This is a genomic window from Noviherbaspirillum sp. (assembly GCF_035254865.1).
Lineage (GTDB): Bacteria > Pseudomonadota > Gammaproteobacteria > Burkholderiales > Burkholderiaceae_D > Noviherbaspirillum.
In genome coordinates this window covers 40,586-54,905 of record NZ_DATFAF010000045.1, presented here as the reverse complement: position 1 = coordinate 54,905, position 14,320 = coordinate 40,586, and the positions used below count along the sequence as shown (strand labels likewise).

Genomic DNA, 14,320 nt, shown 5'->3' with positions numbered 1-14,320 from the left:
GGCCACATGGTATGATAGATGAAGCGGAGGAGGAATAGGTTATGACGACATACAAAGAGAGAAGTGAGTTGACGGAAAAGAGCGGAGCAAGCTGCGATGTCAAGACATGGGCCGGGGCATGCCAGCATAGCGATTACAGAGCCGAGGGAGACGAGTATCTATGCTCCTCATGTGGGAAAATCATCGGGCTCACCCATGAGGTGCGTCACGAGGGGTTCCCCTATATCAGCGGCGATGAGGACAATTTGAGCTGAAAAATGTTGGGAGTCCGAGAAATCCGGCCCTTTTTCACAGTAAGTCTACAATAGAGGTTGCACGAGAGGTTGCATAAAGAAAAAGGGCCTATAGATGGAGGCTTTGGGGAAACCACAGGGCCTCTTTATTTTGATGCGATAAAAACCCACCATACGACTCTCCGAAAGACATTTCCCTTACCACACCCCCCATCAAACAAACACATTGATTGAGCAATCAAATTGATTGGCTATGCAATGTAAGTGGTTGATATTAAAAAAGAAATTGACCATTTACGGATTATCTGATAAGGTCGGTTTCATTGAATCACCTACTAAAATGAGAAGGCAAAAGGGGGGCGTCATGGGTCGTTTGGAAAAATGGCAGGAGACAAACTGGGATAACATTTGTGAGGCATACAACGAGACAGCGAAAAGCCATAGTCGGGCGGTTTCGGCAACACTCGCGCTGTCCGGTCTTCTGGCGACACACGCCAGCAAGGAAGGCAACCTGGACCCGGTGATGGTTGGGGGGCTGTCGGACCTCCTGCGGGTGCTGTCCGATGGCCTTTTTTACGACGTAAACCATTACCACGACATGGCAACCGTCGCAAAAAAGATTAGCGTGGGCGATATGAGCGTCGCGGAGGTGGGGAAATGACACCCCCAAACCCACTAGCGGACATTCCCACCAGCGACCTGCTGGCAGAGCTGGACGCGCAGACCCACATCATAAAAGGGGCGCTTGCTGAGTGCGACGTGATCCGCGAAGAATTGGAGCGCAGAGGATAGAATTGACCGGCAGGGGCGGCTTTGTTCGTTTAACCGTTTTGGGGAAATATCACCCGCGCCCAAGAAGAAGGGAGCATGGGGCAGGCGAAGGTGAATCTCCATAGGATAGGGGGAGGGGCCTTTTGTTCGTGTGCGGTTACAGGGGTAGGGTATGAGCTTCCCTCGTCCTAGCTCAATACCACCCCGCCCCCCTTAGTGCAAATTCAGTGCACTTGCTGACGATTTTGAGCAGCAATAACCAACATTGCACAATGACACAACCTTATTAAGATGCTGTTTTTATTATTGTTACGACCTGTTATCTGTTGGTGTTTATAGTGTGATAGGTGATTTTGATTCCGGCATTCCAAGGTTCGAATCCTTGTTCCCCTGCCATTAAAACAAAGAAGAAACCAATAAGCCGCCAACGCAAGACGACAAGTCAAGTTTTGGCGGCTTTTCATCCTTTTAAACCGTTTGCTTTAGGTGTGTCATGGCGCTTGAGAACCTGATGGTCTTTACCGGCAACGCGAACCCGGACCTGGCCGCCGGGGTAGTCAAGCAGCTGGGTATTCCGCTTGGCAAAGCCGTTGTCTCGAAATTTTCCGATGGCGAAGTCATGGTGGAAATCAACGAAAACGTCCGCGGCAAGGATGTGTTCGTTTTGCAATCAACCTGTGCGCCGACCAACGACCACCTGATGGAAATCATGTTGATGGTCGATGCTCTGAAGCGTGCATCGGCTGGTCGTATCACTGCTGCGATCCCTTATTTCGGCTATGCCCGCCAGGACCGCCGTCCGCGTTCCGCGCGCGTTGCGATTTCCGCCAAGGTCGTTGCCAACATGCTGCAGCAGGCCGGCGTCGATCGCGTCCTGATCATGGATCTGCACGCCGACCAGATCCAGGGCTTTTTCGATATCCCGGTTGACAACATCTATGCGTCGCCTATCCTGCTGGGCGACCTGGTGGAAAAGAATTACGACGACCTGCTGGTCGTTTCTCCTGACGTCGGCGGCGTGGTGCGCGCCCGTGCACTCGCAAAGCGCATGAATTGCGACCTCGCAATCATCGACAAGCGCCGTCCGAAGGCGAATGTTTCGGAAGTCATGCACATCATCGGCGAAGTCGAAGGCCGCAACTGCGTGATCATGGACGACATGGTCGACACTGCAGGCACGCTGACCAAGGCCGCCGAAGTCTTGAAAGAGCGCGGCGCGAAGAAAGTCGTGGCCTACTGTACTCACCCAGTGCTGTCCGGCCCGGCCATCGAGCGCATCATCACCTCGCCTCTGGACGAGCTGGTCGTCACTGATACCATTCCGCTGACTGCCACTGCCAAGGCCTGTACCAAGATTCGTCAATTGACCGCCGCCGGCCTGTTGGCCGAGACGTTCAAGCGCATCACCAAGGGCGACTCCGTCAGCTCGCTGTTCGTCGATTAAGTTTTTCCCTGTTGCTCTTCGAGGAACGGGTTTTCAGGTCCCCTGGTCGCGGGGGATTCAACGCAAGGTTGCGCCTTGCATACATTGGAGCTTAAAAATGAAAGTTGTCGCATTCCCACGCAAAGAGCAGGGGTCCGGAGCGAGCCGCCGCCTGCGCAATGCGGGCCAAACACCGGCCATCATCTATGGCGGTACCGCTGCACCGATCACCGTTGCACTGGACCACAATGCGCTGTACCACGCGCTGAAGAAAGAAGCCTTCCATTCGTCGATCCTCGACATGGAAATCGAAGGCAAGATCGAAAAGGTTCTGCTGCGCGACGTTCAGATGCACGCGTACAAACAGCTGGTCCTGCACGCTGACTTCCAGCGCGTCGATGCAAGCCAGAAGATCCACGTGAAGGTGCCGCTGCACTTCGTGAACGCGGACGTTGCACCGGCAGTGAAGCTGGGCGGCGCCATCGTCAGCCACGTGATGAACGAACTGGACATCACCTGCTTGCCGGGCGATCTGCCGGAATTCGTCGAAGTCGACCTGTCGACGATCGAAGCCGGCGCGTCCCTGCACCTGTCCGACATCAAGTTGCCGAAGGGCGTGGTTGCAGTTGCGCACGACAATCCGACCATTGCTACCGCCAGCGTTCCGGCCGGCCAAGTTTCCGCTGACGAAGCGGCAGCAGGCGAAGCACCTGAAGGCGAGAAGAAGTAATTTGCTCGACATTGGCAGTCATGCCAAATCAGCAGACCCCGCCCCTGTGGCGGGGTTTTTGTTTTTCGCGGCGCCTGTATCTGTTCTCGACAGATTGGACGGCGCAATGCGACATCCGTGATAATCATGGCTTTCGCCCGGGACTCATTTTCACGGGCATCGATACAGGACATGCAAACCCATGCCCATTCGCCTCATCGTCGGCCTCGGCAATCCAGGCCCTGAATACGAACAAACGCGCCATAACGCAGGCTTCTGGCTGGTCGACAACCTGGCCGGGAATCTGCTTCGGCGCGAAGCCCGCTTTAACGCTCTGGCGGCAAAAACCGTCGTCGCGGACCAGGAAGTCTGGCTGCTCGAGCCGCAGACCTACATGAACCGGTCCGGCCAGTCGGTCGGCGCACTGGCACGCTTTTACAAAATCATTCCCGATGAAATCCTGGTCGTGCACGACGAGCTTGACCTGCCTCCGGGCGCCGCAAAGATCAAGAAAGGCGGATCATCCGGCGGACACAACGGACTGAAAGACGTTACGGCCGCGCTCGGCACGCAAGACTACTGGCGGCTGCGTATCGGCATCGGCCACCCGCGCAGCATGAATCTGCAGCAGGCAGTCGTTGACTTTGTCCTGCATCGCCCACGCAAGGAAGAGCAGACGCTGATCAACGATGCCATCGAGAAGAGTCTGGATGTGATACCGCTGCTCTGCGAGGGAAAGTTCGAAGCGGCGATGATGAAACTGCATTCCGCGGCAAAATGACCAGGTACGCCCTATCGATCCACGCCGGCCCCAAGGCTCTCGCACATATCCGCGAGCATGGCCTGCGGGCGGGAGACATTGCGATCGTGCCCGCCGCTGCGGGCGGCCCGAAAGGCCTGATTTTCCAGAAGATGGATCAATGGCTGTTCGGCAGCTGGCTCCCGTCAGCTCCACGCGAGCGGACATTGATCGGCGCGTCGATCGGCGCATGGCGCATGGCAGCGGCCTGTCATGCCGATCCAGTGGACGCATTCGAGCGCCTGGGCGACTTGTATTGCGAACAGAAGTACCCGCCTCGCCCGACGGCGCGCTATGTGACCGAATCCTGCGAACGCTTTCTCGCCGAATTCATCGGAGGGCGAGAAAAGGAAATCACCAGCCACCCGCACTATCGTCTGCAAATCATCACTTCGCGCGGCCGGCGGCTGCTGAAGGCGCCGCGCCGCAACATTTCAGTGACCGCTGGGTTCGGTCTTGCCGTGATTGGCAATCTGGTCTCACGCTCGCAGCTCGCCAATCATCTGGCTCGCGTCGTTATCGGCGACGAGCGCGACCCGGCGTTCTGGCTGAAGGCAAAATTCGATGCATTCGACACGCAATTCGTGCCGCTGACCCCGGACAATCTGGCGAGCGCCCTGCTGGCGTCGGGCACGCTTCCGTTCACCATGGAGCCGGTGCGGGCCATTGCCAAGGCGCCGCCAGGAGCCTATTGGGACGGCGGGTTGATTGACTATCACCTTGCATTGCCCTATTCCCGCGTCGCCGGCAATCCAGACGGCGGCCTGGTTCTTTATCCGCATTTCAGCGATCAGATTGTTCCGGGCTGGCTCGACAAGTCGCTGCCCTGGCGCCGCGCCAACTTCGGCAGGAACAGCGAATGGCTCACCAACGTGGTGCTTGTTTCACCTTCTCGGGCATTCCTGCAAACCTTGTCGCACAGCAAACTTCCCGATCGCAAGGATTTTCTGTACTACGGCGCCAACAATGCTTTCCGAATTCTCAACTGGAAGCTGGCAATCAGCGAAGGCGAGCGTTTGCGCGACGAACTGGCCGAATTTGTCGCCAATCCGTCCCCGGACCGCGTACAAGCGATCTGATCCCGCCCCGCGGTACGGTAAAATAGCGGGTTAATCCAAACATTTAGCGAAGCACACATCATGAGTCTCAAATGCGGCATCGTCGGCCTGCCTAACGTCGGCAAATCCACTCTGTTCAACGCGCTGACCAAAGCCGGCATCGCTGCGGAAAACTATCCGTTCTGCACCATCGAACCGAACGTCGGGATCGTCGAAGTGCCCGATCCACGTCTGGATGCGCTGTCGGAAATCGTGAAGCCGGAACGCGTGGTGCCTGCCGTCGTGGAATTCGTCGACATCGCCGGCCTGGTCGCCGGCGCCTCGAAGGGCGAAGGCCTGGGCAACCAGTTCCTGGCCCATATCCGCGAAACCGATGCGATCGTCAACGTGGTGCGCTGCTTCGAAGACGCGAATGTCGTGCACGTCGCCGGCAAGGTCAGCCCGCTGGACGATATCGCCGTGATTCAGACCGAATTGGCACTGGCCGACATGGGCACCGTCGAAAAGGCACTGCAGCGCGAAAGCAAGAAAGCCAAGGCGGGCGACAAGGAAGCCATCAAGCTGGTTGCCTTGCTCGAGCGTATCCTGCCTCAACTGAACGATGCCAAACCGGTGCGCGCAATGGGTCTGGACGCGGAAGAAATGGCCTTGATCAAGTCGCTTTGCCTGATCACCGCCAAGCCCGCGATGTATGTCGGCAACGTCGCAGAAACCGGCTTCCATGATAACCCGCTGCTTGACCAGCTCGCAGCCTATGCCAACGAGCAGAACGCGCCGATGGTCGCCATTTGCGCAGCAATCGAAGCTGAAATCGCCGACCTCGACGATGAAGACAAGGGCGCCTTCCTGGCAGACATGGGCATGGAAGAGCCGGGCCTGAATCGCCTGATTCGCGCCGCGTTCAAACTGCTCGGACTGCAGACCTACTTCACCGCCGGCGTCAAGGAAGTCCGTGCATGGACCATCCATGTCGGCGATACCGCACCGCAGGCGGCAGGCGTGATTCATACCGATTTTGAACGCGGATTCATCCGCGCGCAGACCATTTCCTATGAAGACTTCATCACCTACAAGGGCGAACAGGGCGCGAAGGAAGCGGGCAAGATGCGCGCCGAAGGCAAGGAGTACATCGTCAAGGACGGTGATGTTCTGAACTTCCTGTTCAACGTCTAGCTCGAAGGCATCGTTTCACGACGTTCTACAAAACATCAAACACCCTCGAAAGCCCCGTATTTACGGGGCTTTTTGTTGATGGCGGTGTCTTGCCGTTCCTTGTGATCCCACCCAAAAGCGGGTACGTTTGTGGGTATGGTCCAAAAATACCCGTCCCAAAAAGCGGGTATGAAACGGAGGCCCGCCATGCTCACCGATTCGCAATGCCGCACCGCCAAATGCAAGGACAAGCCCTACAAGCTCACCGATGGCAAGGGGCTGTACCTGGAAGTCAAACCCAATGGCGTGAAAGCGTGGCGATACCGTTTCAAGCTCACCAAGGCAGGCAAGACGACGGAAAGCATCTTTGCGATTGGCGAATACAGCTACGCGCCACCGGGGGAGACGAAGGACCAGGCCAAGGCGCGGCGTGATGGCAAGCGCTTTACGCTGGCCGAAGCACGCGACGAGCGCGCCAAAGCGCGGGCGCTGGTCCAGCAAGGCATTAACCCGGCGCATAGCCGGCGACTCGACCGCATCAAGCGGGAACACGACAACGCAACCACGTTCGAGGCTGTGGCCCGTGAATGGCTGGCGCTCAAGGATTGGGAAGAAGTCACGAAGGCCCGGCGCCTGGACATGCTGCAGCGGGTCGTTTTCCCGAAGATCGGCGCATTGCCGGTCAAGCAAATCACGCCGGTCCACGTGCTGGATGTGCTGAACACGGTACTGAAGAAGAACGGCCCGTCGGTGGCAGCGGAAGCCAAGCGCACCATGTCCACCGTGTTCGAGCTCGCCGTGTCGACGCTGCGGGCAGAAACCGACCCGGTCTACCCGGTGCGCAAGGCACTGCCGGCGAACAAAACGCAGCACAAGCGTCCCTTGTCCACCGAAGAGATGGGGCAATTGCTCCGCGCACTGGACGGCTACGACCGGAATTTCCAGACGGTAGACGACCCTGAACAGCGCTTTCAATCGATCGATATTCGCAAGCCACTGATGATGGCGCTGCCGCTTGCCGAGGCCAGCATTGTGGATGAGTTGCCCAAGGGGTTTCGGTTGCCGGAAGGTGAACTGCAAAGCCGGCAAGAACCGGTACTGTCACGCAAGGTCATTCGGGAAGCATTGGCAAATGCAGTAATGCATCGCAGCTATCAGGATCACAGCCCGATCCAGATCATTCGCTACAGCAATCGCATCGAAATTCTCAATCCAGGATATTCACTGAAAGACATGGCGAGCTTGGGTACGCCCGGCTCACGCCTGCGCAACCCAGCGATTGCAGCGGTTCTGCACGAGCTGAGCTGGGCCGAAACCAAGGGTTCCGGCATACGCACGATGCGTCGCATGGCTGGCGAGGCGGGATTGCCGTTACCGGAATTTGCCTCGGACAGGCAGAAAAATGAGTTCAAGGTCACGCTGTTTCTGCACCATCTGCTTACTGAGGAAGACTATACCTGGCTCAAGGCGCTAGCGGGCGAGTCGCTTTCCGGCGATGAGGCCAAGGCGCTGATTTATGCACGGGAAACTGGCGCGGTGGACAACACTGCGTGCCGCGATTTTTCAGGGCTCGACACCTTGCAGGCGAGCAGCCTGTTGCGTCGTCTGCGTGACCGTGGCTTGCTGGAAAAGCAAGGGGCGGGGAGCCGTACCTATTACACATTGTCATCGCCGCAGACCAGCGTTGATCTTCATCCCGAACAAGGGAAACTTCCACTGGAAGGTGGTAACCAAAGCGAGGAAGGTGGTAAGCAGTCCAGTCAAGGTGGTAAGCGAGCCTTGCCGGACTTACCACCCGAGCTCGCCGCACGGTTGCCTAATCCCGGCCAGCGCTTGGACGGTGTAGGCTTACGGCAACTTATCCGCGACCTATGCAGGTGGCAACCGCTACGCGGAGAGGAGCTTGCCACCTTGTTGCACAAAGACCTGAAATACCTGCGCAACAAGCACCTGACCGAAATGGTGCAGACAGGGCAATTGGCATTTCTCTATCCAGAGTCGCCAAACCATGCGCTACAGGCTTATACATTGCCGATAAATGGAAACGGCGATTGATATTGGTTAAGGTGGCTGCTTTGTTCCAGGAGCCATCAGGCAGAAATAAACAAACAGCATGAGCGAGTACCAATACTACGAATTCGTTGCCATCGACCGGCCACTGACCCGTAACGAAATGGCCGAACTCCGCTCCCGCTCTTCGCGGGCGACGATCACAGCGACGAGTTTCGTCAACGAATACAACTGGGGTGACTTGAAGGCTGATCCGGCGGACTGGATGCGGCGCTATTTCGATGCCTTCGTCTACACGGCCAATTGGTGCACTTGCCGATTGTCCCTACGGTTGCCCCATCAGGCCTTCAAAAAGGCCGAGTTGAAGCGGTTCGCGACCCAGTATGCACTGACAATCGATGATTCTGGCACGCACTGGATCATCAACTGGTCACTGGATGAAGGCCAGGATTACGATCGCTTCGGCATGGAAACCGGTCAAGGCTGGATGGGGAGCCTGGTTCCGCTGCGTGACGAATTGCTGCGCGGTGACCTGCGTCCACTCTATCTTGGCTGGCTCGCCGGCGTCAGCGCCGGTGAAGTAGGTGACAATGCCGTTGAACCGGAAGTGCCGCCTGGCATGTCGCAGCTTTCGGCTGCGCAGCAAGCGCTGGTGGAATTTCTGGAGATCGATCCCGACCTGGTGGCCGCTGCGGCTGCGGGGAGCCAGGAGATCGAAGACTACTGCCACGATGATGACAGTGTCGAGGTATGGATGGCGGAACTGCGCAGGAATGAGATAGAAACTGTCATTAACCTGCTGTTGCAGGGCGCCTCGCAACAGGCCGAGCGCTGGGTAAAGTCGGAATTTCTCGCCTGGTTAAAGGAAAGCGGATCGCGAGAATCATCGCCCGCTAAACCACGCAAAGTGGCCGAATTGCGCACGCTTGCCAAGGAAGCGGAAAAACTTCGCCTGAAACACGAAGAGAAAGAGCGCGCCCGGCAAGAAGCTGAGCGCCGCAAGCAACGCGAGGCCTATCTCCTGACGCTGGCTGCCGATTTCGATCGGCACTGGAAGGCGATACATCAACATGCGGAACGCGGCACAGCATCCGGCTATGACGAGGCGAAACGCGCCATCGTCGATCTTGCCGACGCGTATGCGCTTGCCTCGAATCGGAACGCATTCGATAAGGCCTTGCGCCGCTTCATGGTACGCCATGCCAAACGTGGGGCGCTGGTTCGCCGTCTGGTCGAGGCTGGACTATGGGAGAAATAGCGATCAAACACGCGCAGTTTTCCGCATCAGGGTGTCCCGACTGCGAAAAGCTGCATGCCGAGAACGCACGCCTTGTCGCTCTGCTGGACGCGCACGGCATCGATTGGCGGATCCCGAAGCCCGCGCCGGTCCCGCCGGTGTCGATTGAGCCGGAACCATCCCGGCTGAGCACGGAAGAAAAGATCGCCCTCTTTCGCCGCCTGTTCCGTGGCCGTACCGATGTTTACCCCATCCGCTGGGAGAGCAAGGCCGGCAAGTCGGGATATGCACCCGCCTGTGCCAATGAATGGCGGGCGGGTATTTGCGAGAAGCCACGCATCAAGTGCTCCGATTGCAGCAACAGGCTGCTGATTCCGCTCTCCGACGCCATCATCTACGACCACCTCGCCGGCGAGCACACCATCGGCGTCTATCCGCTGCTATCCGACGATCAGTGCTACTTTTTGGCCGTGGACTTTGACGAGGCCGATTGGCGAGACGATGCACGAGCCTTCGTGCAGTCGTGCCGTGAATTAAGCGTGCCGGTGGCGCTGGAGGTTTCACGCTCCGGCAACGGGGCGCATGCATGGATTTTCTTCGCGTCCAGTCTCCCGGCGCGGGATGCCCGGCGCCTGGGCACGGCCATCATCAGCCACACCTGTGCCCGCACGCGGCAATTGAAGCTCACGTCCTACGACCGGCTGTTCCCCAACCAGGACACCATGCCGAAAGGCGGCTTCGGCAATCTGATCGCATTGCCGCTGCAGAAGAAGCCGCGCGAGAACGGCTGCAGCGTGTTCGTGGATGACGATTTCAAGCCGCACCCCGATCAATGGGCTTACCTGGCGTCCCTTTCGCCAATGTCCACGCAGGCTGTTGAGACTGCGATCTTGAATGCAACCGGCGGCACCCATCCATTGGACGTGACGTTCATCGCGGACGAGGATCAGCAAGAACCTTGGAAGCGCGTGACTTCGATGCCGAAGAAACTGCCGGGCGAGATGCCCAAGGCGCTTGCCGTGACGCTGGCAAACATGATCTATGTCGAGAAGGCGCATCTCCCGCAGCCACTGGCCAATCGGCTGATCCGGCTGGCCGCGTTCCAGAACCCGGAATTTTACAAAGCGCAGGCGATGCGCTTGTCGACCTGGGACAAAGTGCGTGTCATCGGTTGTGCCGAAAACTACCCGAAGCACATCGCGTTGCCGCGCGGCTGCCTGGAGGCGGTGAAGGAACTGCTGCGCGATAACGGCATCCGTCTTGATTTGAATGATCAGCGCTTTCCGGGTCAGCCGCTGGATGTCGCCTTCGCCGGTACGCTGCGCACGGATCAGGAAGATGCGGTAGCCAGGATGTTGGAGTTTGACACCGGCGTGCTACGTGCGCCCACCGCGTTCGGCAAAACTGTCACCGCTGCCGCGCTGATTGCGCATCGCGGCGTCAATACCCTGGTACTGGTGCACCGCACCGAATTGCTCAAGCAGTGGCAGGAACGTCTTCAATCCTTTCTCGGTGTTGGCAAAGGCATCGTCGGCACCATCGGCGGAGGCAAGGCCAGGCCGACCGGGAAAATCGATATCGCGGTGATGCAGTCTCTTTCGCGGCAAGGCGGGGTCAGTGAACTGGTCGAGAATTACGGACATATCATCGTGGACGAATGCCATCATCTCTCGGCCTTCTCGTTCGAGAAGATACTCAAGAGCGCCAAGGCCAGGTATGTACTGGGCCTGACCGCTACGCCAATCCGCCGCGACGGGCAACAGCCGATCATTTTCATGCAATGCGGACCGATCCGGCATACCGCCGCCAAGCCGGACAGCGCACCGCATGACTTGGCTATCGTGCCGCGTATGCTCACCACCCGGATCGACGTGTCCGCCGAGGCCGGCATTCAGGACGTTTTCCGGCAAGTGGCAAGCGATACCGGCCGCACACAAGCGATTGCAGCCGAGATCGAGGACTGTTTCAGCCAAGGACGAAAGATACTCGTCTTGACCGAACGAACCGACCATCTGGAAGCGATCGGTACGGCGTTGGAAGATCGGGTCGGGAATCTTTTCACGCTGCATGGCCGGATGACGAAAAAGCAGCGCAATCACCTGATCGACGAACTGGACGCCCTGCCACCGGATGCGCCACGTGTATTGCTATCGACCGGCAAGCTGGTCGGCGAAGGCTTCGACCATCCACCGCTCGACACCTTGGTGCTGGCGATGCCGGTCTCGTGGAAAGGCACGCTCCAGCAGTACGCCGGGCGTTTGCACCGCGAGCACGCGACCAAGACCGACGTGCGGATCATCGATTTTGTTGATGCCGGGCATCCAGCGCTGTTGCGTATGTGGGACAAGCGTCAGCGCGGGTACCGGGCGATGGGTTACCGGATGTGCGAACTTCCCGGGCAGTTAAACCTATAGACGAAACCTTACCGAAAGCAGCGGTTACAATAGCGTGGTGTAATTACCAAAGCGGGTATGAAAGCGGGTACAAAATGCGCCATCAACTGAAGAAATCCAGTCCTGACGCGCCCTGCAGCCGCGAATTCCTGTTCAACGTCTGATCGATCTCTCTTCGCTTCCAGCATGGCTATCCTGACCGAACTGAACCTGTATCCGATCAAGTCCTGCGCAGGCATCGCATTGCGTGAGGCAACACTGACCTCAGCGGGCTTGATGACCGAGCATATTTACGATCGTGAATGGATGGTGGTGGACGCGCGCGGCGAGTTCATGACGCAACGCGATCACCCGAGGATGGCCTTGATTACGCCGCGCATCAAGACCGAGACGCTGGAACTGCGCGCCCCTGGCATGCTGCGGCTGGAAATCCCGCTCGGCCTGCCCGATCCCGAAGATGAAAAGACCATCGAGGTCAAGGTCTGGGATGACGTTGTCACCGCGTACGACTGTGACGAGACAACGGCCGCATGGTTTTCCAATTTTCTTGGAACAAGCTGCAGACTGGTTCGCTTTCATGCGAATGCCAAGCGTTTCGCCAATACCAAATGGACCGATGGCGTCGAGGCGCCAACGCTGTTTTCGGACGGATTCCCCATGCTGGTGATTTCCGAAGCATCGCTCGCGGATCTGAACAACAAACTCCTGGCGCAGGGGCGCGCAGCCTTGCCGATGAATCGCTTCCGTCCGAGCATCGTGGTCGGCGATATAGCAGCATTCGAAGAAGATTACGCGGAGTCATTCAGCATCGGCGATGCGAAGCTGAAGCCGGTCAAGCCCTGTCCGCGCTGCCCTATCCCGTCGATTGACCAATCCACCGGCGAATTCGGCCCGGACCCGCTGGATATCTTGCGAGGCTATCGTGCCAACGCCAGGATTGATGGTGGAATCGCATTCGGGATGAATGCCATTCTGCTGGAAGGCGAAGGACAATTGCTGCGCGTCGGGCAGGAAGTGGAAGTCTCTCTCGCCTTCGAATGAGGCTTGTCGGCTTGCAGTGTTGCAGCCGAGGATCCCGCACGGTAGTATTTGTTCAACTATCGTCCCGCGCCAGCGACACATCGGCCATCGGGATGTTCATGCCGGTAACCATACTCTGGAGCCATGCCGATGTCGCAAGAACTGTTGGCGGAGAATCTGCGCCTGCGCAAGCAATTGTCGCAACTGCTTGCGCAGGCGAAGCAAAATCAGCAGATCCTGCAACGCCATCAGACTTTCGACCTTCAATTCATCGGCGCCGGCAGCTTCCTCGAACTGATCGACACGATCTTTCACTCGTTCGCCAGTTCGGCTTCACTCGATACGCTCACGCTGTCCTTGCTCGATCCGGAATATGCCATTCGCCGCATCCTGGTTGAACTGGATGTTCACCTGTCGGAGATGCCGCAATTGCTTTTCCTGCAGGATGAGTCCGAGTTCGGAGAACTGTCCACGCAATTGAGCGGACCGGTCCTCGGCGGCTATTCCGAGCAATTTCACGGCCACGTGTTCCCGGAACCGCTTTCGCCACCGGCCAGCGTTGCCATCGTGCCGCTCATTCGACGCGGCGCACTGATCGGCTGCATCGGACTCGGCAGCAATGACGTGACGCGCTTTGCGCCGCACATGAGCACGGATTTTCTTGAGCACATGGCATCGATCCTCGCGATCTGCCTCGAAAACGTGATCAACACCGAACGGCTCAAGCACATCGGCCTGACCGATACACTCACCGGCGTGAATAACCGGCGTTATGTCGAACGTCGTCTGGTCGAAGAAATCGGACGCAGCCAGCGCCATGGATACCCCTTGTCGTGCATGTATATCGACATCGATCACTTCAAGCAGATCAATGACAGCATCGGCCATCAGGCCGGCGATGAAGTGCTGCGTGACGTGGCTGCACGCATCAAGGCGGAACTGCGCCTCTCGGACGCATTGGGTCGATTCGGGGGAGAGGAATTTGTCGCGCTGCTGATCGATGCGCAGCGCGATGACGCGGTCAGCGTCGCGGAACGCATTCGAAGAAGTGTCGCGGAGCAGCCGATGATACTCGGCAGCGGCGAACAGATCGATGTCACCGTCTCGATCGGCGTCGCATCACTTGCAACGTCCAAAGACCATGAATCGGTGGAGAAAACCGCGCAGAAATTCCTGGCGCGCGCCGACCAGGCGCTTTACCAGGCGAAAAAGAACGGCAGGAATCGCGTCATCAGCGAAAGCTGACTTATGCCTTCAATGCCTCTTGCAGGCGTTCATATTTTGCCTGCAATTCTTCCTTCGTCTCGCGCCACGCCGGATTGAACGGAATGCAGTCGACCGGACAGACCTGCTGGCATTGCGGCTCGCTGTAATGACCGACACATTCGGTGCACTTATTGGGATCGATCTCGTAAATCTCCGGCCCCATGGAAATTGCGTCGTTCGGGCACTCGGGCTCGCATACGTCGCAATTGATGCAATCATCCGTGATCATTAAAGCCATAACTACCTCTG

General features: G+C 57.9%; 12 protein-coding genes. 11 read left to right on the top strand and 1 reads right to left on the bottom strand.

The annotated features are described in order from the left end of the window. Positions 1 to 597: 597 nt before the first annotated feature. From VJ651_RS12320 to VJ651_RS12270, 11 genes are all read left to right on the top strand, one after another. Positions 598 to 894, top strand: a complete 297-nt coding sequence (locus tag VJ651_RS12320) for a hypothetical protein (RefSeq protein ID WP_324107739.1) — start codon at positions 598 to 600, stop codon at positions 892 to 894. A 603-nt stretch (positions 895 to 1,497) separates the two neighbouring features. Continuing rightward, positions 1,498 to 2,448, top strand: coding sequence for a ribose-phosphate pyrophosphokinase (locus tag VJ651_RS12315; RefSeq protein WP_324107738.1), 951 nt, complete (start codon positions 1,498 to 1,500; stop codon positions 2,446 to 2,448). A gap of 97 nt (positions 2,449 to 2,545) precedes the next feature. Continuing rightward, positions 2,546 to 3,157: a 50S ribosomal protein L25/general stress protein Ctc gene (locus VJ651_RS12310; RefSeq protein WP_324107737.1), complete on the top strand. Its 612-nt coding sequence runs from the start codon at positions 2,546 to 2,548 to the stop codon at positions 3,155 to 3,157. A 181-nt stretch (positions 3,158 to 3,338) separates the two neighbouring features. Continuing rightward, on the top strand, positions 3,339 to 3,917 hold the full coding sequence (gene pth / locus VJ651_RS12305; RefSeq protein WP_324107736.1) for an aminoacyl-tRNA hydrolase: 579 nt from the start codon (positions 3,339 to 3,341) through the stop codon (positions 3,915 to 3,917). Next, positions 3,914 to 5,014, top strand: coding sequence for a patatin-like phospholipase family protein (locus tag VJ651_RS12300; protein WP_324107735.1), 1,101 nt, complete (start codon positions 3,914 to 3,916; stop codon positions 5,012 to 5,014). Before pth ends, VJ651_RS12300 begins: the two co-directional genes overlap by 4 nt. Positions 5,015 to 5,074: 60 nt before the next feature. Further along, entirely contained in the window at positions 5,075 to 6,166 is a 1,092-nt protein-coding gene (ychF, locus tag VJ651_RS12295) for a redox-regulated ATPase YchF (protein ID WP_324107734.1), read from the top strand. Between the two features lie 186 nt (positions 6,167 to 6,352). Beyond that, complete coding sequence (locus tag VJ651_RS12290) at positions 6,353 to 8,200, top strand: phage integrase central domain-containing protein (RefSeq protein WP_324107733.1); 1,848 nt, start codon at positions 6,353 to 6,355, stop codon at positions 8,198 to 8,200. 58 nt (positions 8,201 to 8,258) lie between these two features. Further along, the gene (locus VJ651_RS12285) at positions 8,259 to 9,413 is read left to right on the top strand and encodes a hypothetical protein (RefSeq protein WP_324107732.1); all 1,155 of its coding nucleotides are present in this window, start codon (positions 8,259 to 8,261) and stop codon (positions 9,411 to 9,413) included. Next, positions 9,401 to 11,806, top strand: a complete 2,406-nt coding sequence (locus tag VJ651_RS12280; protein WP_414691341.1) for a TOTE conflict system archaeo-eukaryotic primase domain-containing protein — start codon at positions 9,401 to 9,403, stop codon at positions 11,804 to 11,806. The genes VJ651_RS12285 and VJ651_RS12280 overlap by 13 nt, the downstream gene beginning before the upstream one ends. Positions 11,807 to 11,971: 165 nt before the next feature. Further along, the gene (locus tag VJ651_RS12275; protein WP_324107730.1) at positions 11,972 to 12,826 is read left to right on the top strand and encodes an MOSC domain-containing protein; all 855 of its coding nucleotides are present in this window, start codon (positions 11,972 to 11,974) and stop codon (positions 12,824 to 12,826) included. A gap of 129 nt (positions 12,827 to 12,955) precedes the next feature. Beyond that, on the top strand, positions 12,956 to 14,050 hold the full coding sequence (locus VJ651_RS12270) for a sensor domain-containing diguanylate cyclase (RefSeq protein ID WP_324107729.1): 1,095 nt from the start codon (positions 12,956 to 12,958) through the stop codon (positions 14,048 to 14,050). Between the two features lies 1 nt (position 14,051). Here the strand turns inward: VJ651_RS12270 and VJ651_RS12265 are convergent, their stop codons facing one another. Further along, positions 14,052 to 14,309, bottom strand: coding sequence for a YfhL family 4Fe-4S dicluster ferredoxin (locus VJ651_RS12265; protein WP_136413297.1), 258 nt, complete (start codon positions 14,307 to 14,309; stop codon positions 14,052 to 14,054). Positions 14,310 to 14,320: the final 11 nt, after the last annotated feature.

Bases quoted from the DNA above. Each gene is read 5' to 3' on its own strand.
- VJ651_RS12320 (WP_324107739.1), top strand. From the start codon at position 598: ATGGGTCGTTTGGAAAAATGGCAGGAGACAAACTGGGATAACATTTGT.
- VJ651_RS12315 (WP_324107738.1), top strand. From the start codon at position 1,498: ATGGCGCTTGAGAACCTGATGGTCTTTACCGGCAACGCGAACCCGGAC.
- VJ651_RS12310 (WP_324107737.1), top strand. From the start codon at position 2,546: ATGAAAGTTGTCGCATTCCCACGCAAAGAGCAGGGGTCCGGAGCGAGC.
- pth (WP_324107736.1), top strand. From the start codon at position 3,339: ATGCCCATTCGCCTCATCGTCGGCCTCGGCAATCCAGGCCCTGAATAC.
- VJ651_RS12300 (WP_324107735.1), top strand. From the start codon at position 3,914: ATGACCAGGTACGCCCTATCGATCCACGCCGGCCCCAAGGCTCTCGCA.
- ychF (WP_324107734.1), top strand. From the start codon at position 5,075: ATGAGTCTCAAATGCGGCATCGTCGGCCTGCCTAACGTCGGCAAATCC.
- VJ651_RS12290 (WP_324107733.1), top strand. From the start codon at position 6,353: ATGCTCACCGATTCGCAATGCCGCACCGCCAAATGCAAGGACAAGCCC.
- VJ651_RS12285 (WP_324107732.1), top strand. From the start codon at position 8,259: ATGAGCGAGTACCAATACTACGAATTCGTTGCCATCGACCGGCCACTG.
- VJ651_RS12280 (WP_414691341.1), top strand. From the start codon at position 9,401: ATGGGAGAAATAGCGATCAAACACGCGCAGTTTTCCGCATCAGGGTGT.
- VJ651_RS12275 (WP_324107730.1), top strand. From the start codon at position 11,972: ATGGCTATCCTGACCGAACTGAACCTGTATCCGATCAAGTCCTGCGCA.
- VJ651_RS12270 (WP_324107729.1), top strand. From the start codon at position 12,956: ATGTCGCAAGAACTGTTGGCGGAGAATCTGCGCCTGCGCAAGCAATTG.
- VJ651_RS12265 (WP_136413297.1), bottom strand. From the start codon at position 14,309: ATGGCTTTAATGATCACGGATGATTGCATCAATTGCGACGTATGCGAG.